We start from the raw sequence: 2,796 nt of genomic DNA, 5'->3' as shown, positions 1-2,796 counted from the left end.
GGCAGTTCCCTACTCTCGCATGGGGAGACCCCACACTACCATCGGCGCTACGGCGTTTCACTTCTGAGTTCGGCATGGGGTCAGGTGGGACCACCGCGCTAAGGCCGCCAGGCAAATTCTGTTTCATTAACCCGCTTGTCGCCGGTTAATCTAATCTGTATCAGGCTGAAAATCTTCTCTCATCCGCCAAAACATCTTCGGCGTTGTAAGGTTAAGCCTCACGGTTCATTAGTACCGGTTAGCTCAACGCATCGCTGCGCTTACACACCCGGCCTATCAACGTCGTCGTCTTCAACGTTCCTTCAGGAGACTCTAAGTCTCAGGGAGAACTCATCTCGGGGCAAGTTTCGTGCTTAGATGCTTTCAGCACTTATCTCTTCCGCATTTAGCTACCGGGCAGTGCCATTGGCATGACAACCCGAACACCAGTGATGCGTCCACTCCGGTCCTCTCGTACTAGGAGCAGCCCCCCTCAGTTCTCCAGCGCCCACGGCAGATAGGGACCGAACTGTCTCACGACGTTCTAAACCCAGCTCGCGTACCACTTTAAATGGCGAACAGCCATACCCTTGGGACCTACTTCAGCCCCAGGATGTGATGAGCCGACATCGAGGTGCCAAACACCGCCGTCGATATGAACTCTTGGGCGGTATCAGCCTGTTATCCCCGGAGTACCTTTTATCCGTTGAGCGATGGCCCTTCCATTCAGAACCACCGGATCACTATGACCTGCTTTCGCACCTGCTCGCGCCGTCACGCTCGCAGTCAAGCTGGCTTATGCCATTGCACTAACCTCCTGATGTCCGACCAGGATTAGCCAACCTTCGTGCTCCTCCGTTACTCTTTAGGAGGAGACCGCCCCAGTCAAACTACCCACCAGACACTGTCCGCAACCCGGATTACGGGCCAACGTTAGAACATCAAACATTAAAGGGTGGTATTTCAAGGTCGGCTCCATGCAGACTGGCGTCCACACTTCAAAGCCTCCCACCTATCCTACACATCAAGGCTCAATGTTCAGTGTCAAGCTATAGTAAAGGTTCACGGGGTCTTTCCGTCTTGCCGCGGGTACACTGCATCTTCACAGCGAGTTCAATTTCACTGAGTCTCGGGTGGAGACAGCCTGGCCATCATTACGCCATTCGTGCAGGTCGGAACTTACCCGACAAGGAATTTCGCTACCTTAGGACCGTTATAGTTACGGCCGCCGTTTACCGGGGCTTCGATCAAGAGCTTCGCGTTACCGCTAACCCCATCAATTAACCTTCCGGCACCGGGCAGGCGTCACACCGTATACGTCCACTTTCGTGTTTGCACAGTGCTGTGTTTTTAATAAACAGTTGCAGCCAGCTGGTATCTTCGACTGATTTCAGCTCCACGAGCAAGTCGCTTCACCTACATATCAGCGTGCCTTCTCCCGAAGTTACGGCACCATTTTGCCTAGTTCCTTCACCCGAGTTCTCTCAAGCGCCTTGGTATTCTCTACCTGACCACCTGTGTCGGTTTGGGGTACGATTTGATGTTACCTGATGCTTAGAGGCTTTTCCTGGAAGCAGGGCATTTGTCGCTTCAGCACCGTAGTGCCTCGTCATCACGCCTCAGCCTTGGTTTTCCGGATTTGCCTGGAAAACCAGCCTACACGCTTAAACCGGGACAACCGTCGCCCGGCCAACATAGCCTTCTCCGTCCCCCCTTCGCAGTAACACCAAGTACAGGAATATTAACCTGTTTCCCATCGACTACGCCTTTCGGCCTCGCCTTAGGGGTCGACTCACCCTGCCCCGATTAACGTTGGACAGGAACCCTTGGTCTTCCGGCGAGCGGGCTTTTCACCCGCTTTATCGTTACTTATGTCAGCATTCGCACTTCTGATACCTCCAGCAACCCTCACAGGCCACCTTCACAGGCTTACAGAACGCTCCCCTACCCAACAACGCATAAGCGTCGCTGCCGCAGCTTCGGTGCATGGTTTAGCCCCGTTACATCTTCCGCGCAGGCCGACTCGACCAGTGAGCTATTACGCTTTCTTTAAATGATGGCTGCTTCTAAGCCAACATCCTGGCTGTCTGGGCCTTCCCACATCGTTTCCCACTTAACCATGACTTTGGGACCTTAGCTGGCGGTCTGGGTTGTTTCCCTCTTCACGACGGACGTTAGCACCCGCCGTGTGTCTCCCGTGATAACATTCTCCGGTATTCGCAGTTTGCATCGGGTTGGTAAGTCGGGATGACCCCCTTGCCGAAACAGTGCTCTACCCCCGGAGATGAATTCACGAGGCGCTACCTAAATAGCTTTCGGGGAGAACCAGCTATCTCCCGGTTTGATTGGCCTTTCACCCCCAGCCACAAGTCATCCGCTAATTTTTCAACATTAGTCGGTTCGGTCCTCCAGTTAGTGTTACCCAACCTTCAACCTGCCCATGGCTAGATCACCGGGTTTCGGGTCTATACCCTGCAACTTAACGCCCAGTTAAGACTCGGTTTCCCTTCGGCTCCCCTATTCGGTTAACCTTGCTACAGAATATAAGTCGCTGACCCATTATACAAAAGGTACGCAGTCACCCCATTAAGAGGCTCCCACTGCTTGTACGTACACGGTTTCAGGTTCTTTTTCACTCCCCTCGCCGGGGTTCTTTTCGCCTTTCCCTCACGGTACTGGTTCACTATCGGTCAGTCAGGAGTATTTAGCCTTGGAGGATGGTCCCCCCATATTCAGACAGGATACCACGTGTCCCGCCCTACTCATCGAGCTCACAATATGTGCATTTTTGTGTACGGGGCTGTCACCCTGTATCGC

2 rRNA genes are annotated in these 2,796 nt (G+C 53.5%); both read right to left on the bottom strand.

The annotated features are described in order from the left end of the window. Positions 1 to 112: ribosomal RNA gene (gene rrf, locus ACJHYO_RS23890) — 5S ribosomal RNA — on the bottom strand; the annotation flags it as partial. Positions 113 to 207: 95 nt separating this feature from the next. Then, positions 208 to 2,796, bottom strand: a 23S ribosomal RNA gene (locus ACJHYO_RS23885); the annotation flags it as partial.

This window comes from Escherichia sp. WS1118, from assembly GCF_046487695.1.
Taxonomy (GTDB): domain Bacteria; phylum Pseudomonadota; class Gammaproteobacteria; order Enterobacterales; family Enterobacteriaceae; genus Escherichia; species Escherichia coli.
The sequence above is the reverse complement of the archived record's forward strand: the minus strand, read 5'-3'. Positions and strand labels throughout refer to the sequence as shown.